The sequence below is a fragment of the Treponema endosymbiont of Eucomonympha sp. genome (assembly GCF_001028545.1).
This window is the reverse complement of sequence record NZ_BBPW01000621.1, coordinates 1-456: the sequence shown is the minus strand read 5'-3', so window position 1 is coordinate 456 and position 456 is coordinate 1. Positions and strand designations below refer to the sequence as shown.

At 47.8% G+C, this 456-nt stretch carries 1 protein-coding gene; it reads right to left on the bottom strand.

All coding sequences use genetic code 11. The annotated features are described in order from the left end of the window. Positions 1 to 82: 82 nt before the first annotated feature. Positions 83 to 439, bottom strand: a complete 357-nt coding sequence (locus tag AWU74_RS08355) for a hypothetical protein (protein ID WP_162505110.1) — start codon at positions 437 to 439, stop codon at positions 83 to 85. Between the last annotated feature and the right edge of the window lie 17 nt (positions 440 to 456).

Genomic DNA, 456 nt, shown 5'->3' with positions numbered 1-456 from the left:
CGAGTTCTTTCAAGGAACTCGAACATTTCCCCCATAAAAAGAACAGCCCCGCAAGTTAGATTGTAGCGGGGCTGCGCCGTGTTTATCTGAACGTTACGCCGAGCTTTATCGGGAACGACAGCGAAACATGCTCAAATTCGTGCTCCTCAACAAGGCTGGAGCTCCACGTTGTGTTGCTGCGAGGTACCGGATTTTTGTCAACATAACGAACTATCTTGACTGACTCATTTATATCCAGTCCGGCGGACAGGTCGAACGAGAGTTTTTCGGCGACGGCATACGAAGCGTCGAGCCAGAATTGAGGATTTGACTCCGGTTTATACACTTTATCGAGATTCTCTACCCTTGCACTTCCGCCCGCTCCTCTATTACCTCTACTTTCTGATATTACGTCAGACAGTCCTAGGCAGTGTGGACTGGATATAAATGAGTCAGTCAAGATAGTTCGTTATGTTG